Origin of the sequence: Proteus sp. TSJ240517, from assembly GCF_047921575.1 — a bacterium.
Classification (GTDB): domain Bacteria; phylum Pseudomonadota; class Gammaproteobacteria; order Enterobacterales; family Enterobacteriaceae; genus Proteus.
In genome coordinates this window covers 206,293-232,077 of record NZ_JBLRMH010000003.1, presented here as the reverse complement: position 1 = coordinate 232,077, position 25,785 = coordinate 206,293, and the positions used below count along the sequence as shown (strand labels likewise).

The following is a 25,785-nucleotide window of genomic DNA, read 5'->3' as shown; positions in this document are numbered from 1 at the left end:
TAACTACAAATTAATCAATCTATTGGCCATATTTAGATTATTGTCTAGAGTTGATAAATAAAGATCACTAGAGACATCATTAACGGGATAAAAAGAGAATTAAAATGAAATCAGATATTCAAATCTCCCAAGAAGCACACCTCTTACCTATTCAGGACATTGCTAAAAATTTAAATATTGATCAAGACGATATCGAGTTTTATGGCAAGTACAAAGCCAAATTTAGCCACAACATTTGGTCAAAAATTGCGACAAAAAAGCCCGGAAAGTTAGTTTTAGTGACAGCAATAAACCCAACACCGGCTGGTGAAGGTAAAACAACGGTGACTGTTGGATTAGGGCAAGCACTTAATCATATTGGGAAAAATGCCATTATTGCATTGCGTGAACCCTCTTTAGGCCCTTGTTTTGGCATTAAAGGTGGAGCAACTGGTGGTGGTTATTCACAAGTCGTTCCGATGGAAGATCTCAACCTTCATTTTACTGGCGATTTTCATGCTATTACCTCTGCCAATAACTTACTTGCAGCCATGCTTGATAATTCGATTTATCAAGGTAATCCTTTAAATATCGATCCTAAAAAAATCGTGTTTAAACGTTGTATGGATATGAACGATCGTGCTTTACGTAATATTGTTGTGGGATTAGGTGGCGAAAAAGACGGTATCACAAGAGAAGAGAACTTTGTTATTACTGTTGCTTCTGAAATTATGTCTATCCTATGTTTAGCTTTGGATATTGATGATTTAAAACAGCGACTTTCTCGCATCATTGTTGCTTATTCTTATAATGGTGATCCTGTTACAGCAAACGATCTACAAGCCGTCGGAGCAATGGCGAGTTTATTAAAAGATGCTATTAATCCTAATTTAGTACAAACACTCGAAAATACTCCTGCCATTATTCATGGAGGTCCTTTTGCTAATATTGCTCATGGATGTAATAGCGTAAGAGCGACAAAACTTGCTCTTCAACTTGCTGATATTACTGTGACAGAAGCTGGTTTTGGTGCTGACTTAGGTGCTGAAAAATTCTTTGATATAAAATGTCGGGTCAGTGGATTACGCCCTGATTGTGCCGTTATTGTTGTAACCACCAAAGCGCTAAAATATAATGGTGGCTTAGGTAAAGGCGAGTGGAATAATGAAGATTTAGCTGCCCTTGAAAAAGGCATTGTAAATCTTGAAAAACACATTGAAAACCTTAAAAAATATGGCTTACCCGTGATTGTCTCTCTTAATGCGTATGTCACTGATAGTATTGCAGAGCACCAGTTTATCGAACAATTTTGCCAAGATAGAGATTGTCGCTTCGCAATTACCAAAGTGTGGGAAAAAGGCGGCGAAGGTGGTATTGAATTGGCTAAGCAAGTGATTGATACGCTTGAAAATGAACAGAGCCAATTTCAATTAATTTATCCTGATGATGCTTCACTTAGTCAAAAAATCGAGATTGTTGCCAAAGAAGTTTATGGTGCAGGTAGTGTGACTTATAGCCAACATGCTCGTAAGATGTTAGAAAAGATAGAAAGTATGGGGTTTGCTCATTTCCCTGTTTGCATGGCAAAAACTCAATATTCACTCTCAGATGATCCCTCGTTATTAGGCCGACCGACTGACTTTACAATAAACGTTCGTGAAGTGTATGTTTCTGCTGGCGCAGGCTTTGTTGTCGCCTTAACAGGCTCTATCACAACGATGCCCGGATTACCGAAAACACCTGCTGCTATCGCTGTTAATGTTGATAATCAAGGCAAAATAGATGGGCTTATTTAAGTTCTAAAATAGGATATCTCTCTATTTTATTGAGTATAAAAAAATCCGTAATCGTTAAAAAATTACGGATTATTTATATAATAATAACAGCTAGTCTTTCTTTTTGGGTGAAAAACTCAGTAACGCTTTGATAGATCCATTATTGGTGAATTAACCAAAAATAGCATTAAACCAACCAGATACTGTTTTAACAACAAAATCCCAAATACGACTAAAGAAACCGCCTTCCTCAACCGCTTCTTTTACAACTAATGGGCGTTGTTCAATCACTTCATCATTTAATAAAAAGTTAACTGTACCTACAACCTGATTTTGCGTTAACGGCGCTTCTAATACAGGATTAGTTAAAGTAAAAGAGGCTTTCAGATTTTTCAATTCACCTTTAGGAATGGTAATTGAAGCATCGTTAGCAACCCCTAATGCTACTTCACCTTTATCGCCATACCACACTTTTTGAGTTGTCAGTGGTGTATCTGCTTTTACAGGTGTTACCGTTTCAAAAAAGCGGAAACCCCAGTCTAATAATTTTTCACTTTCAGCAAAACGCACTTTATCTGATGGTGTTCCTAAAACAACAGCAATTAAGCGCATATCACCTTCAGTTGCCGAAGAAACAAGATTGTACCCTGCTCCATTAGTGTGACCCGTTTTCACACCATCGACATTCATATTTTTATTCCACAATAAACGGTTACGGTTTGGCTGACGAATATTGTTGAATGTAAATTCTTTTTCTTTATGAATTTCATACTCAGAAGGAACATCGCGGATCATGGCTGCTGTCAGTAATGCCATATCTTGTGCGGTTGTATATTGTCCATCAGAATCTAACCCATGAACGGTTTTAAAGTGTGTATTTTTTAAACCGAGATTCTTAGCATAAGAATTCATTAAATCAACAAAGGTTTCCTGACTACCCGCAACATGTTCTGCTAATGCAATACTGGCATCATTACCAGATTGAATAACCATACCGCGGTTTAAATCAATCACTTTGACCTGATCCCCCGGTTTCAAGAACATCAATGATGATCCCTTCAATACCGGATTTCCCGTTGCCCACGCATTACGCCCAACAATAACCATATCGTCAGGAGACATACGACCTTCTTTGATAGCTTGCCCAACAACGTAGCTACTCATAATTTTTGTCAGGCTGGCGGGATCTAAACGCTCATCAGGTTTCTCTGATGCCAGAATTTTTCCGCTGTTGTAATCCATTAATACATAAGATTTTGCCTCTATTTGAGGAGGTACCGGATTATTTACTGCAAATGAAGGACTAGAAATAATTAGCAGTAAACCCATTCCCGCGGTAACCTTACCCAGAACAGATGGAATATTTTTTTTCATTACCGATCACCCTTTTATATCAATTTGTTAAAGCTTTCCTACTATATGGCTTTCTGGAATAAGACGCCAACATTGATATATAGAGATTTATCTTATATTCATATTTAGCGCCCTATAGAGGGAAATTTTATTACTTATCGTGGTTTAGGAGACCTTTATGTTAAAAGTCTGGGGTAGAAAAAACTCATCTAACGTTAAAAAAGTTCTTTGGTGCTTAAAAGAATTAAATGTTCCTTATGAACAAATCGACGTTGGTGGCCCTTTTGGTGGACTCAATGAAGCAAATTATTTAGCGATGAATCCCAACGCTTCTATTCCAACCTTACAAGATGATGACTTTGCTTTATGGGAGTCTAATACCATTATTCGTTATTTATGTACAAAATATGAAAATAATACCCTCTATCCCATTGATCCGAAACAACGAGCAAATGTAGAAAAATGGATGGATTGGTCAAATGGCAGCCTATTTTCTCCCATTCAACAAATGATGATCATGATTGTTCGCACGCCTAAAGAGCAGCAAAATCCTGAGATTGTTAACGCGTTGAAAGAGAAACTGAATAAATTAATCAAAATAGCTGACGACCAACTTGCAAAAACAACTTATTTCGCAGGAGATGCATTCTCTCTTGCCGATATGGCGATCGCACCATTGGTCTACCCGTGGCTTGAAGTTTGCAAAGATAGACCTAACTTCCCTCACATTGAGCGCTGGTTTGCACAATTAAGTGAAAGACCTATTTTCCGTGATATCGTGTTATTGCCTGTAAATTAAGTTAATTCATTGGCATTTTGTCGGGATCTGGATAATGGTAATGAAATCCAAGATCTCGACAGATCTCCTGACCATCAATTTCTCGTATTAAAGGCTTCTCTTCTTCAACAAATTCTGGCGGAATAAGATCGAGTTGATTCGACACTCTTGAGTAAAATTCTTTCTTTTTAGGGTGAATTGGAGCACATAAATTATATAAATGGCCACCTTCATTCTGCGCAAGAAGTTGTTCGACTGCAAAAATTACATCGTCTAAGTGGACTAAGTTAACGCATTGATGAGCGCCTTTTACCTGTTTTTTACCTGATAAAAAACGTCCTGCATGACGACCCGGCCCGACTAATCCTGCTAATCGAAGAATATCAACTGTAGTCAACGGTAAACGGTGTAGCCAGTTCTCAACTTCTGCTAACATTTTTGCTGATTGTGTTTCTGGTCGAATATCCATTTCTTCCGTGATATTACCTGTTTGATTGCCATATACAGAAGTAGAGCTAATGTAAATGACTCTCGTAACATGGCGAGACATTGCGCTATCCACCAGCGTCTGAATGGCTTCAACATAATCATAACCTCCACCAGCAGCACTGGGTGGTAACGTGATAATGAGAACGTCAGTTTCCATTAAGTAATCAAAATCATCTCTATCACATTCAATTGCGGGTGTTAAATTCACTAAACAGCAGTCAATGCCACTCATTCTTGCTGCTTCTACACCATCTTCAGTGGTTTTAGTCCCTTTAACTTGATAGCCTGCATCACGCAACGCAACGGCAAGTGGTAAACCTAACCAACCTAATCCTACGATGGTTATTCGTTTCATTTTGCTCCCCTACTTAAATGGCTTAGTCAAAGTATGCTATAAAATTTTAGTTTCGCCATTACTTATAAATACTACTTATATTTCGTGAACGTTTAGCATCTCCCTATATACTCGCCTACTTGTTCCATTAAGTAAATAAGAGAAATATTAAAATTACATTAAAAACAAAAGGTTACAAAATAATTAAATTATTATTAAAAAATAGGTTGCTTTCTGCTTTGTAAATCATGTAGGTTGAAAGGCAGACAAATTCTAAATGCAGGTTACTCAATATTGGTTACTAAATATTGGTTACTAAATACAGATTAACAGTAACGGGCATTATTAAATAACAAATAGTGTTATTAGCTAGGAAAATAATTATGTATAGCATTCAACTAAACCACCATCATCACCATCACCCTGACTAGTCTTTCAGGCGATGAGTGCTGGAAGACGTTTAAGAAACGCTTCCGGTGGTCTGAATGCAGATAACAACTAAAACCCCGGAAGGCAACTTCCGGGGTTTTTTTATAGCTAATTTTCATAACAAAAATATGGACAATGATAGGGTAATAATATGTTAGATAAAGCAAGATTAAGGATCGCAATGCAAAAATCAGGGCGTTTAAGCGATGATTCTCGTGCTCTTTTAGCACGTTGTGGCATCAAAATTAACTTAAATCAACAGCGCCTGATTGCTTACGCTGAAAATATGCCAATCGATATTTTGCGTGTTAGAGATGACGATATTCCAGGATTGGTAATGGATGGCGTTGTTGATTTAGGGATCATTGGTGAAAACGTTTTAGAAGAAGAGCTATTAAAGCGTCGTTCACAAGGTGAAAACCCAAATTATCTGACACTACGTCGTCTTGATTTCGGTGGCTGTCGCTTATCTCTCGCAACCCCTGTTGATTTCGATTATCAAGGTGTGGAATGCTTAAATAATACTCGTATCGCGACCTCCTATCCAAATCTGCTCAAACGCTATTTAGACCAAAAGGGCATCAAGTTTAAATCCTGTTTATTAAATGGCTCTGTTGAAGTCGCCCCTCGTGCAGGTCTTGCTGACTCTATCTGCGACTTAGTTTCTACTGGTGCAACATTAGAAGCCAACGGTTTAAAAGAAGTCGAAGTGATTTATCGCTCAAAAGCCTGTTTGATCCAACGCGATGGTGACATGGAAACCGATAAACAAGCACTTATCGACCGCTTATTAACGCGTATTCAAGGCGTTATTCAAGCTCGAGAATCAAAATACATTATGTTACACGCACCAAGTGATTGTCTTGAAGATGTCATTGCATTACTTCCGGGAGCTGAAAGACCGACTATTTTACCTCTGGCAGGTGACCAAAATCGCGTTGCAATGCACATGGTTAGTAGCGAAACCCTATTCTGGGAAACAATGGAAAAACTTAAAGCATTAGGTGCAAGTTCAATTCTTGTTTTACCAATTGAAAAAATGATGGAATAAGGTGAAATGATGAAAACGGGTTTTAATACATTAACTTACTGGAATAAATGCACTAAAGAACAGCAACAAGTGCTATTAACTCGCCCTGCTATTTCTGCATCAGGTTCAATTACAGAACAAGTTTCTAGCATCATTTCACAGGTACGCAATGATGGAGATAAAGCGCTTAAAGCACTCAGCCAAAAATTCGATAAGGCAGCGCCAGAAAGTGTTTTGGTGTCAAAATCGCAAATTGATGCAGCCTCATCAAGACTTGATAGCAAAATAAAACAGGCAATAGCACAGGCGATGAATAATATTCGTCGCTTTCATGAGGCTCAAATTCCTAACACTATCAACGTGGAAACTCAGCCGGGTGTATTTTGCCAACAAGTAAGCAGACCCATTGATGCGGTAGGGCTTTATATTCCCGGAGGTTCGGCACCATTACTCTCAACAGTAATGATGTTAGGTATTCCCGCCCGTATTGCAGGTTGTCGCAAAGTTATTCTTTGCTCACCGCCCCCTATTGCTGATGAAATTTTATATATTGCTCAACAAATTGGTATTGATGAAATTTTCCAAGTAGGTGGTGCACAGGCGATTGCAGCTATGGCATTTGGTACTGAATCTATTCCTAAGGTTGATAAAATTTTTGGCCCTGGTAATGCCTATGTCACTGAAGCCAAACGCCAAGCAAGTCAATCACTACAAGGTGCTGCAATCGATATGCCAGCAGGCCCTTCTGAAGTATTAGTGATTGCTGATGCGGATGCCAATCCTGCATTTATTGCCGCTGACTTACTTTCACAAGCTGAACACGGCCCTGATTCACAAGTTGTATTATTAACACCTGATGAAACACTCGCTAAAGCCGTTATTGCTGAAACAGAAACACAACTGGCGCTATTAAGCCGCGCTGAAATCGCTAAACAAGCACTTGCAGAAAGCCGCGTCATTATTACTCGTGATCTCGACCAGTGTATTGAAATTAGTAATAGCTATGGTCCAGAACACTTAATTATTCAAACTAATGATGCTGATAGTCGTGTTGATAGCATTACCAGCGCTGGATCTGTTTTTCTTGGTGCTTGGTCGCCTGAATCTGCGGGAGATTATGCTTCTGGTACTAATCACGTTCTACCGACTTATGGCTATACAGCAACCTACTCAAGCTTAGGTTTAGCTGATTTTATGAAACGTATGACAGTACAGAAACTCACAGCACAAGGTTTATCTGATTTAGCACAGACTATTGAAATATTAGCGCAAGCAGAACAACTCACCGCACACAAAAATGCTGTCACACTTCGCGTTAACGCTTTAGCTCAGGGGAAAAAGAGTGATGAAAACAGAATTTGATATCAATACACTTGCAAGAAAAAATGTACGAGAATTAACACCTTATCAATCTGCTCGACGCTTAGGCGGAAATGGTTCTGTGTGGTTAAATGCCAATGAATACCCTATCGCGCCTGACTTTACTTTTAATGAAAAAAACTTAAATCGTTACCCTGAATGCCAGCCTGTTAATGTGATCAATCGTTATGCTGCATACGTAGGTGTGAATGCGAATCAAGTCTTAGTTAGCCGTGGTGCAGATGAAGCGATTGAACTACTTATTCGCGCTTTTTGTGAGCCAGATAAAGATGCTGTACTTTATTGCCCTCCTACTTACGGTATGTATAGCGTTAGTGCTGAAACCTTTGGTATAGAGCAGCGTGTTGTCCCTACACTTGCTGATTGGAGCCCTGATGTTAAAGCAATAGCGTCACAGCTTGATAATGTAAAACTTATCTACCTATGCAGCCCAAATAATCCAACTGGAAATATTGTTAATCCTTCTCTTATTCGGGATGTATTAGCGTTGGCGAAAGACAAAGCGATTGTTGCAGTCGATGAAGCTTATATTGAATTTTGCCCACAAGCGTCAATTGTTTCATGGCTTGAAGATTATCCGAATTTAGTTATTTTGCGAACCTTATCGAAAGCTTTTGCTTTAGCAGGGCTTCGTTGTGGCTTTACGCTTGCCAACCCGCCGGTCATTGAATTATTACTAAAGGTGATCGCACCGTACCCACTTTCAACACCTGTTGCAGATATTGCTGCGCAAGCATTAACAGAAGCAAATATTGAGATAATGAAAAAGCGAGTGGCAGAAATTACACGTAACAGAAGCATTTTATCTGATAGGTTAAAAAAATTGCCTAATGTAGAACAGGTTTATAACAGTGAAACCAACTATATTTTAGTGAAATTCACTGATGCTAATCTGGTTTTCCGTACTTTATGGGAACAAGGGATTATTTTACGCGATCAACAGCGTCAATATGGGCTTAATGGCTGTTTGCGTATTTCTATCGGTACAGCAGAAGAATGTGATAGCGTGATTAATGCCATAAAAAATATTCAAACTGCAAACGTATAAAACATTAAAAACGATAACAACAAAAAATCGCAACTGAGGGATCTCAACCATGAGCAAAAAAATTCTTTTTATCGACCGTGATGGTACTTTAATCACGGAACCACCCACAGATTACCAAGTTGATAAACTCGATAAACTTGCCTTTGAAAACGGCGTGATCCCCGCACTGACTGCGCTACAAAAAGCAGGTTATAAACTCATTATGATCACAAATCAGGATGGGTTAGGCACAGAAAGTTTTCCTCAAGCAGATTTCGATCCTCCTCATAATTTAATGATGCAGATTTTTTCATCACAAGGGATCTCATTTGATGATGTTTTAATTTGTCCTCATAAACCTGAAGACAACTGCCCTTGTCGCAAACCAGAAACAGGACTTGTTACTCAGTATTTAGTTGATGGCGCACTAGATAAAGATAACAGTTATGTCATTGGTGATAGACAAACTGATATTCAGCTAGCTGAAAATATGGGTATCAAAGGCATGCTTTATAATGCCGATAAACTCAATTGGGCGGGCATTACAGAACAACTGACGAAAAAAGATCGCTACGCTCACGTTGAGCGAAAAACAAAAGAGACACAAATCGCCATTGATATCTGGCTAGATCGCGAAGGTGATAGTCAGATCAGCACTGGTGTTGGTTTCTTTGATCACATGCTTGATCAAATTGCCACACACGGCGGTTTTCGCATGAATATCAATGTAAAAGGTGATTTAGTTATTGATGATCACCACACAGTGGAAGATACCGGTCTTGCTTTGGGTGAAGCATTACGTGAAGCATTAGGTGATAAGCGAGGTATTGCTCGCTTTGGTTTTACATTACCAATGGATGAGTGCCTTGCAAGTTGTGCGTTAGATATTTCTGGTCGTCCACACCTTGAGTACAAAGCCGAATTTAAATATCAACGCGTCGGTGATTTAAGTACAGAGATGATTGAACACTTTTTCCGTTCCCTCTCTTACACCATGGGTTGCACGTTGCACCTGAAATCAAAAGGCAAAAACGATCACCACAAAGCTGAAAGCTTATTTAAAGTCTTTGGTCGTACATTGCGCCAAGCCATTCGTGTTGAAGGAAATACGTTACCAAGCTCAAAAGGTGTTCTGTGATGAAAGTGGTTATTCTTGATACGGGTTGTGCCAATTTAGCCTCTGTCGCTTACGCCGTTAAGCGACTCGGTTATGATCCAATTGTGTCCTATGAAAAAAACGTGGTGTTATCTGCGGATAAACTGTTTTTACCCGGAGTAGGAACGGCTAGAGCGGCAATGGAACAACTCAAAGCTCGTGAGTTAATTCCTTTAATTAAAGCCTTAACACAACCTGTTTTAGGGATTTGTTTAGGTATGCAAATATTGGCTTCACTAAGCGAAGAAGGTAAAGATATTCCTTTATTAGGTTTAGTTGATGGCACCATAGATAAGCTTGATACAGCGGGTTTACCATTACCCCATATGGGTTGGAACCAAGTATTAGCAAAACCAGGACATCCTCTTTTTCGTTCACTTGATGACAATGCTTGGTTCTATTTTGTTCATAGCTACGCTCTAGCGCTCAATGAATCGACGATTGCGGAAACTGAATACGGCTCTCGCTTTAGTAGCGCAATTCAAAAAGATAATTTTTATGGAGTGCAATTTCACCCAGAACGTTCAGGGAAAGCGGGCGCTCAACTTATCAAGAATTTTTTGGAGATGTAACCCGTTATGATTATTCCAGCATTAGATTTAATTGATGGGAAAGTGGTTCGTCTTCATCAGGGTGATTATGCAAAACAGCGTGATTATGATGATAATCCGCTGACACGCTACCAACAATATGAAAAAGATGGCGCAAAGCTACTTCACCTAGTGGATTTAACGGGTGCAAAAGATCCGTCTGCTCGCCAAATTCCACTGTTAAAAAAGCTTGTTGCTTGTGTCAATGTGCCTGTACAAGTGGGTGGAGGTATTCGCACTGAAGATGATGTGAAATCACTATTAGAAGCAGGTGCAAGCCGTGTTGTTATTGGCTCTACCGCAGTCAGTCAGCCTGAAATGGTGAAAACATGGTTTGAGCGCTATGGTGCAGATGCCATTGTATTAGCTCTCGATGTTCGCATTGATAAACAAGGCAAAAAGTGGGTAGCTGTCAGTGGGTGGCAAGAGAACTCTCCCTATACTCTTGAAGATATCATCAAGCTTTATCAAAGTGTGGGTTTAAAGCATGTGTTGTGTACCGACATTTCTCGTGATGGCACATTAGCAGGTTCTAACGTTGAACTGTATAAAGAAATTAGCCAGCGTTTCCCTGATATTTTATTCCAAGCTTCGGGCGGTATTGGTGATTTACAAGATATCGCAGATCTTCCAGCATCTGGTGTTGCCGGTATTATTGTTGGTAGAGCATTATTAGAAGGCAAATTTACATTAAAAGAGGCGATATCATGTTGGCAAAACGCATAATTCCTTGTCTTGATGTTCGTGATGGGCAAGTCGTTAAAGGTGTTCAATTTCGTAATCATGAAATCATTGGTGATATTGTCCCTCTTGCTGAACGCTATGCCAAAGAAGGCGCTGATGAACTGGTATTTTACGATATTACCGCCTCTTCTGATGGCCGTGTGGTTGATAAAAGCTGGGTGTCACGCGTTGCTGAAGTGATTGATATTCCATTTTGTGTTGCTGGTGGTATTCGCTCTATTGAAGATGCTGGGAAAATTCTCTCTTTTGGTGCAGATAAAATATCAATTAATTCACCTGCACTTTCAGATCCCTCTCTTATTTCGCGTCTTGCTGAACGTTATGGTGTGCAATGTGTTGTTGTGGGTATTGACACTTGGTTTGATGAAAAAACAGGTGAATATTTAGTTTATCAATTCACAGGTGATGAAAAACGTACTCAGCAAACACACTGGAAAACCCTTGATTGGGTACGTGAAGTTCAGCGATTAGGTGCAGGTGAAATTGTTTTAAATATGATGAATCAAGATGGTGTCAGACAAGGTTATGACTTGAAACAATTAGCTCAAGTACGCCAAGTTGCAGATGTTCCTCTTATTGCCTCTGGCGGTGCGGGTGAAATGTCACACTTTCTTGATGCATTTAAATTAGCCAATGTTGATGGCGCTCTTGCAGCCTCTGTTTTTCATAAACAAATAATTAATATCAACGAATTAAAACAGTATCTTGCAAAGAATGACGTTAAGGTAAGAATATAATGAATAGTGAAACATTAGCGCAACTAGATTGGAAAAAAGTCGATAATCTCATGCCTGTGGTTATCCAAAATGCCATTTCAGGTGATGTATTAATGCTAGGTTACATGAACAAAGAAGCATTAAATGTCACTCTAGAAAGTGGGAATGTTACCTTCTATTCACGCACTAAACAGCGTTTATGGACAAAAGGTGAAACCTCAGGCAACTTTCTCAAATTAGTCAATATTTATCCTGACTGTGATAACGATACTTTACTTATTTTAGCCAATCCGATTGGCCCAACTTGCCATAATGGCACTGAGAGTTGCTTTGCGCCTGCACAAAGCCAGTGGGGATTCCTCTACGAGCTTGAAAATTTATTACGTGAACGTAAAAATGCCTCACCAGATAGCTCTTATACTGCCCGCCTTTATGCCAGTGGTACAAAACGAATAGCGCAAAAAGTGGGCGAAGAAGGTGTAGAAACAGCGCTGGCCGCAACTGTTAATGACAGAAAAGAGCTAAAAAATGAAGCCTCAGACTTGCTCTATCACTTAATGGTATTACTGCAAGACCAATCATTATCACTCACTGATGTTATCGGTTGCCTACAAGAACGCCATAAAAAAGCAGAGTAATTGATATCACCTTAATAAAGATGAAAAAAGCCGATACAAAATAAAGTATCGGCTTCATTTTTAAGAAAAATAAAAAGTAATAGCTTAATTAGCTTTTTATTTTCTAAGCATTACATTGCTTGGCGGAATAACTCGATAACATCACTTTCAGAACCCTGAACTGGGTTAGTGATTGCACAAGCGTCTTTCAGCGCATTTTCAGCTAATGTTTTGAAATCTTCTTCTTTCACGCCTAATTCTTTCAGACCAGCTGGAATACCAACATCTTTAGCCATTTTACGAATTTCTTCGATACACGCTTTCGCGCCTTGCTCATCGCTCATTGCAGAAACATCAACACCCATAGCTTGTGCGATATCTTTTAAACGACCTGCTGCTGCTTGAATGTTATAAGCTTGAACATGTGGTAATAAAACCGCATTACACACACCATGAGGTAAGTTATAGAAACCACCTAATTGGTGAGCCATAGCATGTACATAACCTAAAGAAGCGTTATTAAATGCCATACCTGCTAAGAATTGAGCATAAGCCATGTTTTCACGCGCTGTTGCATCACCACCATTATCAACAACTTTACGTAAAGATTCGCTGATCATAGCAACTGCTTTTAATGCACACGCATCAGTGATTGGATTTGCAGCAATTGATACATACGCTTCAACAGCATGAGTTAATGCATCCATACCTGTTGCAGCGGTCAAACCTTTTGGCATACCAATCATTAACTCTGAATCATTTACAGATAAGATTGGTGTCACGTTTTTATCAACGATAGCCATTTTGATATGACGCGCAGTATCTGTGATGATACAAAAACGTGTCATTTCTGATGCTGTACCTGCTGTGGTATTAATTGAAATCAGTGGTAATTGCGGTTTAGCTGAACGGTCAACACCTTCATAATCTGCAATTTTTCCACCATTAGAAGCCACTAACGCGATACCTTTAGCACAATCATGTGGTGAACCACCACCTAAAGAAATCACACAGTCACATTGATGTTCTTTCAGCAGAGCTAAACCCGCTTCTACGTTTTCAACAGTAGGGTTCGGTGCAGTACCATCATAAGTAACGCTAGAAATACCAGCCTCTGTCAGTAACTTACTTACTTTATCAACAACACCTAGTTGATTTAAAATGCTATCAGTGACGATCAACGCTTTATGAAAACCGAAGTCTTTCATTGAATTTACAGCATCAGCAAGGCAACCAGCACCAATTTTATTTACAGAAGGGATATAGAATGTTGAAACTGCCATTATTGACTTCCTTTTTAGTAATTAAATCTACGTTTTAATATGTTCTATTCTTTTTGTTCTTAAATTGATCATCATCAAAATAATGAATAAATATCAATTTGTTTATCATTTTATTACAGGTAATTAAATAAAGAAGCCCAATTACCCTATTAATTCAATAGGATAATACTATTAACATATTATCATTTGTAACAAAATAATTTGAAAAGCTTATCAAAATAATCAAAACCAGCCGTGAACATCACAGCAGAATATTTTTTTTAAAGTCGTATAATGACATCAAAGAAATAACTTATTAAATTCAGGAGTCATTGATGTCTTTGACTATTTTTGAGCAACTTACTGCTTTATTAGATAAAAACCACGCTACTTACCGTGTTATGGAACACCCTACCGCAGGTCGTTCTGAAGAAGTTGCAAAAATCAGAGGAACACAATTAGGACAGGGAGCAAAAGGACTTGTTTGCCATATAAAAGGTAACGGCGTTAAACAACATGTTCTTGCAATATTACCCGCCGATAAACAGGCTGATCTGTCAAAACTCGCTCACCAAATTGGTGGAACAAGAGCATCGCTGGCAAGCCCTAAAGAAGTGGATGATCTTACTCAATGCGTATTTGGTGCAATTCCCCCTTTTAGTTTTCATCCTGCGTTGAAGCTTGTCGCTGACCCTTTGCTTTTTGAACGCTTTGATGAGCTAGCTTTTAATGCGGGCACATTAGAGCGTTCTATTATTCTGAATACGCAAGATTACAAACGCATTGCACAACCTGAATTAATCTCTTTTATTCGTGATGAAGAAAACGAATAATAAAAACAGCTAACTTATATTTAACAATTACCCTAGAGATAAATTTAGCCAAGGGTAATTGTTAGTATGATAACAATTCTTGCTGTATGTATATATTTACACACTTAAAAGTAATATTAGATAATCTAATCCAAAGCGCAAGTAGCACTTAACACCAAAAATAATCAAAAAGTCAGAATAACCCCCATAAATTCCACATTACCTTAGCTATAACACTATAAAATGTACCAAGCAGAAAATTTAAATTATTTTTTTCGATTCAGCACTCAATAATTAACTAAATAGATTTTATTTTATTGACCTGATTTAGTAGTACATTTAAGTTAGCATCAATAAAAATACAATAATGTAAAATTTTATTTACAACTCAGTTATTTTCTAACATACAAATAAATATATAAACAATGTACCAATAGGTGCAGGGAAATCTTCATGCAAACTTCAACTAAAAAACAACCGCTTTATAAAGTGCTTTATGTGCAAGTTATCGTTGCCATCTTACTTGGTATCTTGCTCGGGCATTTTTACCCTGATTTGGGTGAATCCTTTAAACCACTTGGTGATGGATTTATCAAAATTGTAAAAATGATCATCGCACCTGTTATCTTCTTAACAGTAGTAACGGGTATTGCAGGTATGAATAATATGAAAGCGGTAGGTACAGTTGCGGGTAAATCCATGGCTTACTTCCTGACTTTCTCTACGATTGCATTAATTATTGGGTTAATCGTTGCAAATGTTATTCGCCCAGGTGATGGTTTAAATATCTCTCCTGCTTCATTAGATGCGAGCAAAGTAGAAAGTTATGTCGCAAAAGCCCATGATTCTTCTATTGTTGGTTTCTTAATGAATATCATCCCTGATACTGTTGTCAGCCCATTAGTTAACGGCAATATTCTGCAAGTACTGTTTGTTTCTGTGGTCTTTGGTATCGCATTAGCCTCTATAGGGGCTCGTGGCGAGCCAGTTCTTAAGTTCTTACAAAACTTCTCAGAGCCAGTATTCAAAATGGTCGGTATGCTAATGAAATTAGCACCTATCGGCGCTTTTGGTGCCATGGCCTTTACCATTGGAAAATACGGTATTTCATCAATCAGTAACTTAGTATTGCTTGTTCTGACTTTCTACATTACTTCATTATTGTTTGTTCTTGTCGTGTTAGGCGCTGTTGCAAAATATAATGGCTTCTCTATTCTCTCTTTAATTAAATATATTAAAGATGAACTTTGGTTAGTATTAGGTACTTCTTCTTCAGAAGCAGCTTTACCTAGCTTAATGCGTAAAATGGAAAATGTAGGCTGTAAAAAATCAGTCGTCGGCTTAGTTATTCCAACGGGTTACTCCTTTAACTTAGATGGTACTAACATCTATATGACCATGGCTGCTCTATTTATTGCACAAGCCACAGGTATTGAGCTTTCATTAACAGAACAAATCACTCTACTCTTAGTCGCAATGATAAGTTCAAAAGGTGCTGCGGGTGTTACTGGCGCTGGCTTTATTACTTTAGCGGCAACCTTATCCGTTGTACCTAGTGTTCCCGTTGCAGGTATGGCATTAATTCTAGGGATTGACCGCTTTATGTCAGAGTGTCGCGCATTGACCAATCTTGTTGGTAATGCTTGTGCCTGTATTGTTGTTGCTCGCTGGGAAAATGCCTTAGATAAAGAAAGAATGAATGATGTCTTTAGTGGTAGAGCATCAAGCGAATTTGTTGAAGATGCTCCATTAGCTCCTATTAACATTGAGTCTGATAACTCAATTAAGATCCCAGTAAAATAAAAATCATTTTCTACAATCCATAAAAGAGCGCTTATGCGCTCTTTTATTTTCAAAATAATTCAATAAAAACAATCCATTGCCTTATATTTCTTTTCTCACCACTTACCTTTCATATTTTTTTACATTTAAACTATTTTATTCACCAAAAAACAAAGCTAAATACACATATTGTTAAATAAATACAATAAATTAAAACAAAATATAATTTCATTAACTTATTGATTTAAGAAAAATAAATTCTACAAATAGTAATAAATTGAAATTAAATCTAATTTTTTAGATGAAGAGCACAATATTTGATAAAATCAACTTTATTTTATTGACCTGATTTACTCATACCTTTAAGTTACCTGTCACAACAAAATAAATGTAAATAATAATTTACATCATAATTTCTTTTTTATTTAGTCAATATCTTTCAGTTACAGGGAAATTTTATGCAGATTTCATCCCGCAAGCTCCCCTTTTATCGTGTGTTATATGTCCAAGTGATTATCGCTATCATTCTAGGTATTTTGCTTGGTCATTTTTATCCTGATGTGGGTGAATCCTTCAAACCGCTAGGTGATGGTTTTATCAAAATCGTCAAAATGATTATTGCACCTGTGATTTTCTTAACCGTCGTCACCGGTATTGCTGGCATGAACAATATGAAAACAGTAGGAAAAGTAGCGGGTAAATCAATGATTTACTTCTTAACTTTTTCAACTATTGCGCTGGTTATTGGATTAATAACCGCTAATATTATTCGCCCTGGTGATGGCTTAAATATCTCTCCTGAATCATTAGATAGTAGTCGAGTAGAAATGTATGTCACACAAGCACACAGCTCTTCTCTTGTTAGTTTTCTAATGAATATCATCCCAGATACTATCGTTAGCCCATTAGTTAACGGTAATATCTTGCAAGTATTGTTTGTTTCTGTGATTTTTGGTCTAGCATTAGCATCAATAGGCTCACAGGGTGAACCTGTATTAAAATTCTTACAGCATCTTTGCGACCCCATCTTTAAGATGGTTGGTATGCTAATGAAGTTAGCACCTATTGGTGCCTTTGGTGCCATGGCTTTTACCATAGGTAAATATGGTATTTCTTCTATTGGCAATTTAATGTTGTTAGTGATTACTTTTTATCTTACTGCATTACTTTTTGTTCTCGTGGTATTAGGTGCGGTTGCCAAATATAACGGCTTCTCCATTATCTCTTTAATTAAATACATTAAAGACGAGTTATGGTTAGTATTAGGTACCTCTTCATCTGAAGCTGCACTCCCCACATTAATGAGTAAAATGGAGCAACTGGGCTGTAAAAAATCTGTCGTGGGTTTAGTTATTCCTACAGGTTATTCCTTTAATTTAGATGGCACCAATATCTATATGACTATGGCAGCTTTATTTATCGCTCAAGCAACAGGCGTTGATTTGTCGTTAACAGAACAAATTACGTTACTGTTTGTTGCCATGATCAGCTCAAAAGGTGCAGCGGGTGTCACTGGCGCGGGCTTTATTACCTTAGCAGCAACGCTATCGGTTGTACCTAGTGTTCCAGTCGCAGGTATGGCGCTTATCTTAGGTATAGATCGCTTTATGTCAGAATGCCGTGCATTGACCAATATTGTCGGTAATGCTTGTGCTTGCATTGTTGTCGCTCGTTGGGAAAATGCATTAGACAAAGAGAGAATGAATGATATTTTTAGTGGCAAAATATCCAGAGAAGACTTTGCTAATGATAATTTAGTCTCTGATAATGTAAATGAAGAACCTCATTATGTGAAAGGCTCTGAGCAATAGATTGGAAAAATCTCGACCTTATTTAGGGTGGGTCACTTCTATAAAAAAGGTGCTCTATTTGAGCACCTTTTATTTGTTATATTTCGATTAAAATAACCGAATATTTAATCTTATTTATTCCATCCACTCGGTATGGAATACGCCATCTTTATCAGTACGTTTATAAGTATGCGCACCAAAGTAGTCACGTTGAGCTTGGATTAAGTTTGCTGGTAACACTTCTGCACGATAGCTATCGTAGTAAGAAATAGCCGCAGAGAATGTTGGAGTAGGAATACCTGCTTGTACACCATAACAAACAACATCACGCAGAGCTTGTTGGTAATCGTCAGCGATTTGTTTAAAGTATGGTGCTAACAGCAGATTTGCAATACTTGCATCTTCGTTATAGGCATCTGTAATTTTTTGCAGGAATTGAGCACGGATGATACAACCCGCACGGAAAATCTTCGCGATTTCACCGTAGTTTAAATCCCAGTTATATTCGTCTGATGCTGCTTTCAGTTGCTGGAAGCCTTGAGCATAAGAGACAATTTTACCTAAATACAGTGCACGGCGAACATTTTCAATAAAGGCTTTTTTATCACCTGAGAATGCTTTAGGTGTTGGGCCTGATAATACTTTAGATGCAGCAACGCGTTGATCTTTTAATGAAGAGATATAACGAGCAAACACAGACTCAGTGATAAGAGTAACTGGCACACCTAAGTCTAAAGAACTTTGGCTAGTCCATTTACCTGTACCTTTATTTGCCGCTTCATCAAGAATAACATCTACAAGATATTTACCTTCGTCATCTTTTTTACGGAAGATATCAGCTGTAATTTCAATTAGATAGCTGCTTAACTCACCTTTATTCCACTCGGTGAAGGTTTCTGCTAATTCTTCATTAGTTAGGCCTAGTGAGTGTTTTAATACTGAATACGCTTCTGCAATCAGCTGCATATCGCCATATTCGATACCGTTATGAACCATTTTCACATAGTGACCCGCACCATCAGCACCGATATAAGTTACACAAGGTTCACCTTCAGCAACAGCCGCAATTTTTTCAAGGATAGGAGCAACTAATTCGTAAGCTTCTTTTTGTCCGCCAGGCATGATTGAAGGGCCTTTTAATGCACCTTCTTCACCACCAGAAACACCTGTACCGATGAAGTTAAAGCCTTGCGCTGATAATTCACGGTTACGACGAATAGTATCTTTAAAGAAAGTATTTCCGCCATCGATAAGGATATCGCCTTTATCTAAATGCGGTGTCAATGCAGCAATTGTTTTATCCGTTGCTTCACCCGCTTTTACCATTAATAAAATACGGCGCGGTTTTTCTAACGAATCAACAAACTCTTCAATAGAATAATTCGGAACCAGTTTTTTACCTGGATTTTCAGCGATAACTTCGTTGGTTTTATCGCTTGAGCGGTTGTAAATAGATACAGAATAACCACGGCTTTCAATATTTAGCGCAAGGTTACGTCCCATAACTGCCATACCAACCACGCCGATTTGCTGTTTGGACATGAAAATAACTCCCGTCTGAAAATAAACCTGCCAGTATCAATGTACTGACAATTTGTTAACCTGATCACATAGTAACTCACTCTCTCACTTGGTGGTAGTTATTGATGTAATTGGTATCACAATCTTTTAGACAAAATGAAATTATTCCCCTGTTACTGATAATAATTTATTGAAAAATTCCTTCAAATTGCTCATTATTCTCAAGTCGGCATATGCCGTCTTTATAGAAGGTAAAACAAACTGTATGGAATGGATCTTAGATCCGACAATCTGGGTAGGACTCTCCACCTTAATTGTTCTCGAAATCGTACTTGGTATTGATAACCTTGTTTTCATTGCTATTCTGGCAGATAAACTCCCAGCAAAACTAAGAGATAAAGCACGTATAACAGGCTTATTGTGTGCCCTTGTTATGCGAATTGTGTTGTTATTTAGTCTCTCTTGGCTTATCACTCTGACAAAACCTCTTATTACACTGTTTGATCATCCTTTCAGTGCAAGAGACTTGATCATGCTTCTCGGAGGGATATTCTTGCTGTTCAAAGCCACAATGGAGCTTAATGAACGGCTAGAAGGTAAAGATCACAACGAAGGGAAACAACGCAAAACGACCAGCTTTTGGTCTGTCGTTGCACAAATTATCGTGCTGGATGCGGTATTCTCGCTTGACTCAGTGATAACCGCTGTGGGTATGGTTGATCATTTAGGCGTTATGATTGCGGCTGTTACTATTGCAATGTTCTTGATGATCCTTGCAAGTAAGCCTCTAACAAATTTCGTCAATAACCACCCAACTATTGTTATCTTGTGTTTAAGCTTCTTGCTGATGATTGGTTTTGCATTAGTTGCCGAAGGCTTTGGCTACGCCATTCCAAAAGGTTACCTATATGCAGCTATTGGCTTCTCTATCATGATAGAAGTCTTTAATCAGCTTGCACAATTTAACCGTCGCCGTTTCTTATCGGCTTCTCGCTCTTTGCGTGAACGTACAGCAGAAGCGGTTCTACGTATTATTAATGGTAAACCTGAATCTTCTGAATTAGATCCTCACACATCTGATTTAGTCTCCAGTTCAGAAGAAGTGTTTGATCCTCAAGAACGCCAAATGATTGTACGTGTGCTTGGTTTAAGCCAACGTAATGTTAACAGTATCATGACGTCTCGCCATGATGTTGAATACGTAGACTTAAATGCAACACAAGATGATATTCGCCAATTATTGGAAAAGGATCCTCACTCTCGCCTAGTGATCACAGATGAACAATCTGGTGATGAACCTGTCGGTGTTGTTAATGTTATTCAACTACTGAATCAACAGTTGCGTAATGAACCTCTAAACTTACGTTTATTGGTCACTCAACCTTTGATTTTCCCTGAAGGTTTATCTTTACTGCAAGCGTTAGAACAGTTCCGCAGTGCTCACACTCACTTCGCTTTTGTTGTAGATGAATTTGGTTCAGTAGAAGGGATCGTGACGCTGACTGACGTTATGGAAACTATTGCAGGTAACTTACCTGTCAGTTCTGAAGAAAACGATTCACGTCATGATTTGGTTCAAAACGAAGACGGTTCATGGACTGTAAACGGTTTTACACCACTTGAAGACTTAGTGCTTTATATTCCAATCAAACTGGATGAAAAACGTGAGTATGAAACCTTAGCAGGCTTATTAATGGAGCATTTACAACGTGTTCCAACTGTTGGTGAGAAGATCCTTATTGATGGCATTGAATTTGAGCCGTTAGAAGTGAACAACCATCGAATTAATAAAGTTCGAATTGTTGAACCTACACCAGAAGACGAAGAAAACGTTGACGAAGCGTAATCCCTGTCAAAATAGCAAAATATCCGCCTTTAAGGCGGATATTTTTTATCTGCATTTTATGTACCATAAAAAACGAGCTTTGTTTTCACACAAAGCCCGCCAATAAAATTTAAAATAATAATTTATTATTAATTCAATGAGTTAATAATTAACCTAATGTACTTGGTACAAGAATTTCAGTTGCAACAATAACAATAACCAGCCCTACTAATACGGGTACAGAAACACGCTTCATCACTTCAAAAGGTGAAATTTTTGCCATACCCGATACGGCAACGACAACACCAGAAACTGGTGATAATGTACGACCTAGGTTTGAAGCTTGTAACATTGGGATGGTTAAATAAGCTGGGTTAACACCCATATTGCTTGCTAAACGAGGAATTAACTCAACGAATGCATAGAATGGCGCATTACCAGAGCCTGTGGTCATTGCCGCTAACATGGTAATTAATACCAGTGCAATCATCATCACAATGGCACCTGAGCCTAATGACTGAGCACCTTCAATTAACGCATTGATAAAGCCAACGGTTGTTAAACCTTGAGCGAATACCCCAGCAGCGACTAATAACATCACAACTTGTGCAAATGCATCTGCCATACCACGGTAAGCCACTTCTAAGCCTTCAAAAACTTGTTTTGCACTGAAACTACGAATAAATTCGATAACAGCCGCTAAAATCATACAGATAATAATAATGGCAACAATATGAAGTTCTGGTAACCATTTACCATCAAAAACGAGAACACCGATAATTGGCGTGAAAGGCAAAATTGCATAGAAACTTGGTGCGTGAGTTTTGATCTCATTCACGTCTAACATTTCTGTTTCGATATGCTCTTTACGGTCAAGATAACGCTGCCAGAAGAAGTGAGCGATACACATACCCATAATTGCAGCAATAGAGATAGGCAATGTGGTTTTAAATGCGAAATCAATCAGCGGCATTTGAGATGCTTCAGCAGCTAAAATAACATCACCTGATGTTGGCGCTAAGATAATAGAAGCTGGAGACGCACAGATTGCAGCAGCAGCTCCGCGGCTAATTCCCATATTCACCATAACAGGGAACAGCGTTGCCATTAATAACACACCTAAACCTGTTGCTGATGAAACAGCCAGTGACATCAAACATGCAACAATGTAAGCCGCAACCATCAGCAGATAAGGTGAGTTAATCATTTTCAGTGGGCGTGATGCTAATTTTACAACAACATCATTAGCGCCAATGTGCGTCATATAAGCAGCGAAACCACAAAGTATCATGATCATCATACCTAAATCGCCACCACGGCTCATTAGTAGATTTTTCACATACTCGACAATATCAATTAAGCCATAGCCTGTTGCAGTCGCACTCGCAGGTAAAACAGCCCTTCCCATAATTACGCTGATGATCAGTAATAACAGACCACCCGTCATTAAGACACCTGTTGCTGAATAGCCTTTTACGATATAACGTCCAACACCTACGGCAACGAAGGCGCCGATAAGAATTTCGATCATTTATTTATCCTGTCTAAAATAGTCATTTATAAAATGAAGTTTTTTATTTTTATCATCATTTTTGCGTTTAGTGCGATTGACACACTCTGCCCAAAGGCAACGTTGCAGTGTATGACATATATCAAAAAAAACGACTATTTTTTTACATATACATAGCACGAATGCTTACTTTTCATTCAAAACATAAATTAAATGATAGATATAAAGCAAAAAGCACACAATTATAAAAATAGTGTGCTTTTATTAAGAATGTGATGAAGTTAAAAATCGTGAAACTAGATTTTCTTCAATAGCTGATTAAGTGCTTTTACTTCAGGGCTTTCGGCATCTTGTTTATTTAGCCAATTATCGATAGCTTGCTTGGCTTTTTGCTGTAATTGATCGCGCAATAATTTTTCAATATTAAGTTCATATTGAATAGCATTCCAATCACCATAGAGTCTTAATGGAATTTCAATTTTAGCCAATTGACGGATAAATTCATTTTCTTTACCCCAACCTTTTTTGATATTAACAAGTAACATCACATCAAGATCATGGCGTTGAAGATCCACTTTGCCCTGCCCTTTAATTTGATAAGCCTCTGCTTGAGCATCAAGTGAATTAACGGTTACTTTTCCTTTTGACGCTAACTTAAATTGGGCAATCACATTATCTGCTTGGGTATAACTTTCAATATCTTCAGGGTAAATCACTTTATCCGTCGCTTGAGCGACTGATTGCTGAATAACCTGTGGTACATTTAATCCCTGCATTTTAAATTGGGTAACAGAGGTATTAAGTGTACCTTGCCAATAACGATAAAAAGCTTTTCGGTTATATCCCGTTCCTTCTAAATTCCCTTTTGCTGAAATTAATCCACTGAAATTTTCAGGTTGATTAAAGACACGCAATAGTGGCTCTAATGGAATATTGTTCATTGTGATATCCATGCTGATATGCGCAGGCACAATGCTTGTTGAGATAACCGTTGGCAGTGAAAAATCACCTTGAAGGATTTGCCCTGTTAAGGTTTGAATATTCAGTGAATTAGGGTTATTTAATGCATCAAGTTTAAAATTATTAATCTCTAAATCTTTATAGAGAAGCTTATTCAGGGCTAATTTCAGTGTAAACTCAATATCACCCCAACTCGTTAGATCATATTCTTTATTTTCAATGGTAACTGAAGTAATAACCGGTTTTGCCATAATGGTGGCATTCGGTGCGGGTGCCGCATGGGCTGTACTAAATAATGAAAATGAAGGAGGTATATGATTATCAGTCGTTGGCACTAATAACGCATTTTCTGATACGTTAGCTGTTGCTAATTCTGGCAATAAAGTATTTAAATTTAGCATTTCACTTTTTAAATCAACTTGATAGCGAGTAGCATCTGCAAATTCTGCACTGATATTACCTTGCAATTGACTATCATTAGCTGTGAGATTTAAGTTCTCAAGTGAAACTTTTCTTACGCCCTCATTTTGGATCGTAAAATCTGAAGTTAAACTTCCTACAATTCCATTTTCAGGGATCTCGACTCCTGATAAAGCGTAATCTAACTGTGTGATCTTACCCGTAACTTGGTAAGGATAGCTGTTCATATCCACATCAGCAGCAACATTTAGCGTGATCTCACGACGGTCACGATTCACTTTCGTGCTCATCTCAAGACTAACTTGTTTTTTCTCGTCTGTTTTCAACGATAAATCAATATCACGTAAATTAAGTTGCTCACCGTCTTTCATTTGCCAAATAATTAAGCTGTCTGAAATTTTTACTTTGGCGATATTCAACTGCCAATTATTGGCTCTAGGTTCGACAACTGGGTGAGAAATATCTCGAGGAGTAGAAGGTGGTGATATTTTAGGAATAGCTTTACTTTCAGGTGTTTGGCGAACTACGGCACCTTTAAGCATGACTTCTTTTACTTCAAGTTGATGAGAAAGTAGCGGTAATAACTCAACATCAAGACGCATATTATCGGCAGTAATAAAAGGCATTTCAGCACCTGGTGCTGTCAATGACATTTTACCACTGATAATGCTTAACTTTGGCCACACATGCCAACGCATATCATCTTGTAATGTGAGTTTATAACCGCTTTGTTTTTCGACCCTTTCAACAAGGTATCCACGGAAATCATTCGGGTTAATGAGTAAAACTAACGCTGTTAAGCCTGCCAAAATAACCACAAGCAAGATAGCCAGTGTTGTCAAAAACCTTTTCATATAATTACCCGCTTAGTGAACATGATAATGATGATTATAAAGATAGTTAATCTTCACTAATCCGACTACCAACAGCACCTTGTTGATTTTTATATTTTGCATCTTGACGACGATTATAAGGTCTATCAGCAGAACCAGACATAGGTTCAAAGCTTAATGCACCAATAACCATACCTGGTCTTAATGCGAGAGGAAGTTTACCTGAATTAAAAAATTCTAATACGATTTGTCCATGCCAGCCGGGATCAATACGATGAGCGGTAACATGTACCATTAAACCTAAACGGGCTAATGATGAGCGTCCATCTAACCATCCAACAACATTATCAGGCAAAGTGACTGACTCAAGTGTCACCGCTAACGCTAATTCACCCGGATGTAAGAAAAATGCTTCACCTTCAGGTAACACAATTTCATCACTCATTACACGTTCTAGCGCAGCGTTCACTTCAGCCTTAGGGCCACTCAAATCAATATAAGCAGCAGTATGACCTTGGAAAACACGAAATTGATTTCCTAAGCAAACATCTGCTGTTGCGCCGTTAATTCGCTCGACGGGCGGGCGGGGTTCAATGACTAATTTACCTTCATCCAGCCACTGAATAATATCACGGTCGCATAATCGCATTTTATTTCCTTCTTCAAGTTAAAC

At 38.2% G+C, this 25,785-nt stretch carries 21 protein-coding genes and 1 other annotated feature; of the genes, 14 read left to right on the top strand and 7 right to left on the bottom strand.

Annotated features, from left to right (window positions below; genetic code table 11):
- The first annotated feature begins 104 nt into the window (after window positions 1-104).
- Window positions 105-1,775: a formate--tetrahydrofolate ligase gene (locus tag ACNARN_RS07355; protein WP_198632265.1), complete on the top strand. Its 1,671-nt coding sequence runs from the start codon at window positions 105-107 to the stop codon at window positions 1,773-1,775.
- A gap of 150 nt (window positions 1,776-1,925) precedes the next feature.
- Here ACNARN_RS07355 and ACNARN_RS07350 read toward each other — a convergent pair whose 3' ends face one another.
- Window positions 1,926-3,128: a serine hydrolase gene (locus ACNARN_RS07350; protein ID WP_416304298.1), complete on the bottom strand. Its 1,203-nt coding sequence runs from the start codon at window positions 3,126-3,128 to the stop codon at window positions 1,926-1,928.
- 157 nt (window positions 3,129-3,285) lie between these two features.
- Between ACNARN_RS07350 and ACNARN_RS07345 the strand changes: the two genes are divergently transcribed.
- The gene (locus ACNARN_RS07345) at window positions 3,286-3,906 is read left to right on the top strand and encodes a glutathione S-transferase family protein (protein WP_198620478.1); all 621 of its coding nucleotides are present in this window, start codon (window positions 3,286-3,288) and stop codon (window positions 3,904-3,906) included.
- A 1-nt stretch (window position 3,907) separates the two neighbouring features.
- Here ACNARN_RS07345 and ACNARN_RS07340 read toward each other — a convergent pair whose 3' ends face one another.
- Window positions 3,908-4,729, bottom strand: a complete 822-nt coding sequence (locus ACNARN_RS07340) for an SDR family oxidoreductase (RefSeq protein WP_109373485.1) — start codon at window positions 4,727-4,729, stop codon at window positions 3,908-3,910.
- A 385-nt stretch (window positions 4,730-5,114) separates the two neighbouring features.
- Window positions 5,115-5,244: a sequence feature (His leader region), on the top strand.
- A 44-nt stretch (window positions 5,245-5,288) separates the two neighbouring features.
- On the opposite strand from ACNARN_RS07340, the gene hisG reads away from it, so the two are divergent.
- From hisG to hisIE, 8 genes are read left to right on the top strand one after another with little or no spacing between them, the layout of a single operon-like run.
- Window positions 5,289-6,188: an ATP phosphoribosyltransferase gene (gene hisG / locus ACNARN_RS07335; protein ID WP_109373484.1), complete on the top strand. Its 900-nt coding sequence runs from the start codon at window positions 5,289-5,291 to the stop codon at window positions 6,186-6,188.
- A gap of 6 nt (window positions 6,189-6,194) precedes the next feature.
- A complete protein-coding gene (gene hisD / locus ACNARN_RS07330) occupies window positions 6,195-7,529 on the top strand; it encodes a histidinol dehydrogenase (protein ID WP_416304297.1) in 1,335 nt (444 codons plus the stop codon).
- Entirely contained in the window at window positions 7,513-8,595 is a 1,083-nt protein-coding gene (gene hisC, locus ACNARN_RS07325; protein WP_198626150.1) for a histidinol-phosphate transaminase, read from the top strand. The genes hisD and hisC overlap by 17 nt, the downstream gene beginning before the upstream one ends.
- Before the next feature lie 49 nt (window positions 8,596-8,644).
- Window positions 8,645-9,712, top strand: coding sequence for a bifunctional histidinol-phosphatase/imidazoleglycerol-phosphate dehydratase HisB (hisB, locus tag ACNARN_RS07320; protein WP_416303797.1), 1,068 nt, complete (start codon window positions 8,645-8,647; stop codon window positions 9,710-9,712).
- The gene (gene hisH, locus ACNARN_RS07315) at window positions 9,712-10,302 is read left to right on the top strand and encodes an imidazole glycerol phosphate synthase subunit HisH (RefSeq protein WP_109373480.1); all 591 of its coding nucleotides are present in this window, start codon (window positions 9,712-9,714) and stop codon (window positions 10,300-10,302) included. The genes hisB and hisH overlap by 1 nt, the downstream gene beginning before the upstream one ends.
- Before the next feature lie 6 nt (window positions 10,303-10,308).
- The gene (hisA, locus tag ACNARN_RS07310) at window positions 10,309-11,046 is read left to right on the top strand and encodes a 1-(5-phosphoribosyl)-5-[(5-phosphoribosylamino)methylideneamino]imidazole-4-carboxamide isomerase (protein ID WP_198620474.1); all 738 of its coding nucleotides are present in this window, start codon (window positions 10,309-10,311) and stop codon (window positions 11,044-11,046) included.
- Window positions 11,028-11,801: an imidazole glycerol phosphate synthase subunit HisF gene (hisF, locus tag ACNARN_RS07305; protein ID WP_109373478.1), complete on the top strand. Its 774-nt coding sequence runs from the start codon at window positions 11,028-11,030 to the stop codon at window positions 11,799-11,801. The genes hisA and hisF overlap by 19 nt, the downstream gene beginning before the upstream one ends.
- Window positions 11,801-12,418 carry a bifunctional phosphoribosyl-AMP cyclohydrolase/phosphoribosyl-ATP diphosphatase HisIE gene (gene hisIE, locus ACNARN_RS07300; protein WP_416304296.1) on the top strand — a complete coding sequence of 206 codons (618 nt, stop codon included), beginning with the start codon at window positions 11,801-11,803 and terminating at the stop codon, window positions 12,416-12,418. The genes hisF and hisIE overlap by 1 nt, the downstream gene beginning before the upstream one ends.
- A gap of 110 nt (window positions 12,419-12,528) precedes the next feature.
- On the opposite strand, the gene yiaY is transcribed toward hisIE, so the two are convergent.
- The gene (gene yiaY / locus ACNARN_RS07295; protein WP_198620472.1) at window positions 12,529-13,680 is read right to left on the bottom strand and encodes an L-threonine dehydrogenase; all 1,152 of its coding nucleotides are present in this window, start codon (window positions 13,678-13,680) and stop codon (window positions 12,529-12,531) included.
- A 314-nt stretch (window positions 13,681-13,994) separates the two neighbouring features.
- On the opposite strand from yiaY, the gene ACNARN_RS07290 reads away from it, so the two are divergent.
- From ACNARN_RS07290 to ACNARN_RS07280, 3 genes are all read left to right on the top strand, one after another.
- Window positions 13,995-14,492: a YbaK/prolyl-tRNA synthetase associated domain-containing protein gene (locus tag ACNARN_RS07290; protein WP_100159528.1), complete on the top strand. Its 498-nt coding sequence runs from the start codon at window positions 13,995-13,997 to the stop codon at window positions 14,490-14,492.
- Window positions 14,493-14,924: 432 nt separating this feature from the next.
- Window positions 14,925-16,274 carry a dicarboxylate/amino acid:cation symporter gene (locus ACNARN_RS07285; protein WP_198629727.1) on the top strand — a complete coding sequence of 450 codons (1,350 nt, stop codon included), beginning with the start codon at window positions 14,925-14,927 and terminating at the stop codon, window positions 16,272-16,274.
- A 437-nt stretch (window positions 16,275-16,711) separates the two neighbouring features.
- A complete protein-coding gene (locus tag ACNARN_RS07280) occupies window positions 16,712-18,064 on the top strand; it encodes a dicarboxylate/amino acid:cation symporter (protein ID WP_416304295.1) in 1,353 nt (450 codons plus the stop codon).
- Window positions 18,065-18,178: 114 nt separating this feature from the next.
- On the opposite strand, the gene gndA is transcribed toward ACNARN_RS07280, so the two are convergent.
- Complete coding sequence (gene gndA, locus ACNARN_RS07275) at window positions 18,179-19,585, bottom strand: NADP-dependent phosphogluconate dehydrogenase (RefSeq protein ID WP_023581264.1); 1,407 nt, start codon at window positions 19,583-19,585, stop codon at window positions 18,179-18,181.
- 244 nt (window positions 19,586-19,829) lie between these two features.
- Here gndA and ACNARN_RS07270 point away from each other — a divergent pair, with 244 nt between their 5' ends.
- Entirely contained in the window at window positions 19,830-21,410 is a 1,581-nt protein-coding gene (locus tag ACNARN_RS07270; RefSeq protein WP_109373472.1) for a TerC family protein, read from the top strand.
- Window positions 21,411-21,558: 148 nt separating this feature from the next.
- Here the strand turns inward: ACNARN_RS07270 and dcuC are convergent, their stop codons facing one another.
- The 3 genes from dcuC to dcd all read right to left on the bottom strand — a co-directional run bounded on the left by dcuC (window position 21,559) and on the right by dcd (window position 25,761).
- Window positions 21,559-22,920 (bottom strand): anaerobic C4-dicarboxylate transporter DcuC, encoded by a 1,362-nt coding sequence (gene dcuC, locus ACNARN_RS07265; protein ID WP_198620469.1) that lies wholly within the window; start codon window positions 22,918-22,920, stop codon window positions 21,559-21,561.
- A 275-nt stretch (window positions 22,921-23,195) separates the two neighbouring features.
- The gene (asmA, locus tag ACNARN_RS07260) at window positions 23,196-25,133 is read right to left on the bottom strand and encodes an outer membrane assembly protein AsmA (protein WP_416304294.1); all 1,938 of its coding nucleotides are present in this window, start codon (window positions 25,131-25,133) and stop codon (window positions 23,196-23,198) included.
- A gap of 46 nt (window positions 25,134-25,179) precedes the next feature.
- On the bottom strand, window positions 25,180-25,761 hold the full coding sequence (gene dcd / locus ACNARN_RS07255; protein WP_006537532.1) for a dCTP deaminase: 582 nt from the start codon (window positions 25,759-25,761) through the stop codon (window positions 25,180-25,182).
- Between the last annotated feature and the right edge of the window lie 24 nt (window positions 25,762-25,785).

Bases quoted from the DNA above. Each gene is read 5' to 3' on its own strand.
- hisF (WP_109373478.1), top strand. From the start codon at position 11,028: ATGTTGGCAAAACGCATAATTCCTTGTCTTGATGTTCGTGATGGGCAA.
- ACNARN_RS07340 (WP_109373485.1), bottom strand. From the start codon at position 4,729: ATGAAACGAATAACCATCGTAGGATTAGGTTGGTTAGGTTTACCACTT.
- hisG (WP_109373484.1), top strand. From the start codon at position 5,289: ATGTTAGATAAAGCAAGATTAAGGATCGCAATGCAAAAATCAGGGCGT.
- ACNARN_RS07270 (WP_109373472.1), top strand. From the start codon at position 19,830: ATGGAATGGATCTTAGATCCGACAATCTGGGTAGGACTCTCCACCTTA.
- hisC (WP_198626150.1), top strand. From the start codon at position 7,513: ATGAAAACAGAATTTGATATCAATACACTTGCAAGAAAAAATGTACGA.
- gndA (WP_023581264.1), bottom strand. From the start codon at position 19,585: ATGTCCAAACAGCAAATCGGCGTGGTTGGTATGGCAGTTATGGGACGT.
- dcuC (WP_198620469.1), bottom strand. From the start codon at position 22,920: ATGATCGAAATTCTTATCGGCGCCTTCGTTGCCGTAGGTGTTGGACGT.
- hisIE (WP_416304296.1), top strand. From the start codon at position 11,801: ATGAATAGTGAAACATTAGCGCAACTAGATTGGAAAAAAGTCGATAAT.
- ACNARN_RS07355 (WP_198632265.1), top strand. From the start codon at position 105: ATGAAATCAGATATTCAAATCTCCCAAGAAGCACACCTCTTACCTATT.
- hisB (WP_416303797.1), top strand. From the start codon at position 8,645: ATGAGCAAAAAAATTCTTTTTATCGACCGTGATGGTACTTTAATCACG.
- ACNARN_RS07280 (WP_416304295.1), top strand. From the start codon at position 16,712: ATGCAGATTTCATCCCGCAAGCTCCCCTTTTATCGTGTGTTATATGTC.
- ACNARN_RS07285 (WP_198629727.1), top strand. From the start codon at position 14,925: ATGCAAACTTCAACTAAAAAACAACCGCTTTATAAAGTGCTTTATGTG.
- asmA (WP_416304294.1), bottom strand. From the start codon at position 25,133: ATGAAAAGGTTTTTGACAACACTGGCTATCTTGCTTGTGGTTATTTTG.
- hisD (WP_416304297.1), top strand. From the start codon at position 6,195: ATGATGAAAACGGGTTTTAATACATTAACTTACTGGAATAAATGCACT.
- hisA (WP_198620474.1), top strand. From the start codon at position 10,309: ATGATTATTCCAGCATTAGATTTAATTGATGGGAAAGTGGTTCGTCTT.
- dcd (WP_006537532.1), bottom strand. From the start codon at position 25,761: ATGCGATTATGCGACCGTGATATTATTCAGTGGCTGGATGAAGGTAAA.
- yiaY (WP_198620472.1), bottom strand. From the start codon at position 13,680: ATGGCAGTTTCAACATTCTATATCCCTTCTGTAAATAAAATTGGTGCT.
- ACNARN_RS07345 (WP_198620478.1), top strand. From the start codon at position 3,286: ATGTTAAAAGTCTGGGGTAGAAAAAACTCATCTAACGTTAAAAAAGTT.
- ACNARN_RS07350 (WP_416304298.1), bottom strand. From the start codon at position 3,128: ATGAAAAAAAATATTCCATCTGTTCTGGGTAAGGTTACCGCGGGAATG.
- hisH (WP_109373480.1), top strand. From the start codon at position 9,712: ATGAAAGTGGTTATTCTTGATACGGGTTGTGCCAATTTAGCCTCTGTC.
- ACNARN_RS07290 (WP_100159528.1), top strand. From the start codon at position 13,995: ATGTCTTTGACTATTTTTGAGCAACTTACTGCTTTATTAGATAAAAAC.